Origin of the sequence: Amphritea sp. (assembly GCF_050300915.1) — a bacterium.
GTDB lineage: Bacteria > Pseudomonadota > Gammaproteobacteria > Pseudomonadales > Balneatricaceae > Amphritea.
Map to the genome: position 1 here is coordinate 1 of NZ_JBNKYN010000197.1, position 615 is coordinate 615.

The 615-nt window shown below is 59.5% G+C and carries 1 pseudogene; it reads left to right on the plus strand.

Annotated features, from left to right (window positions below):
- Window positions 1-615: pseudogene (locus tag ACQY8X_RS21050) on the plus strand (aspartate kinase); the annotation flags it as partial.

The window sequence follows — 615 nt, forward strand, 5'->3', positions numbered from 1 at the left end:
GAATGCCCGCTTTGTTGATCTTTCCGGTTGGCGCGATGAGGGGGATCAGAGCCTTGATGCGCGCATCCTGAGCGCGATGGAGGGAGTCGATCCCACCCGTGAAATGCCTGTCGTCACCGGCTATGCGCAATGCGCCGAAGGGCTGATGCGCGAATATGATCGCGGCTATTCCGAGGTGACCTTTTCGCGTCTGGCCGCCCCGACCGGCGCGCGCGAGGCGATCATTCACAAGGAATTTCACCTCTCTTCTGCCGATCCGAACCTTGTCGGTGCAGAGGCTGTGCAGAAGCTGGGCCGGACGAATTACGATGTTGCCGACCAGTTGTCGAATATGGGGATGGAGGCGATCCACCCGAAAGCGGCGAAAACCCTGCGTCAGGCCAAGGTGCCGCTGCGGGTGACCAATGCGTTTGAACCCGACGATCCCGGCACGCTGATTGATGAGCACCCCGCCGACAGCGCTGCGGTTGAGATTGTCACCGGGCTGGAGCTGTTCGCGCTGGAGCTGTTTGAACCCGATATGGTTGGGGTGAAAGGCTATGACGCGGCTATTCTCGATGTGCTGACCCGTCACAATGTGCGCATCGTCTCCAAGGTTTCGAATGCCAATACCAT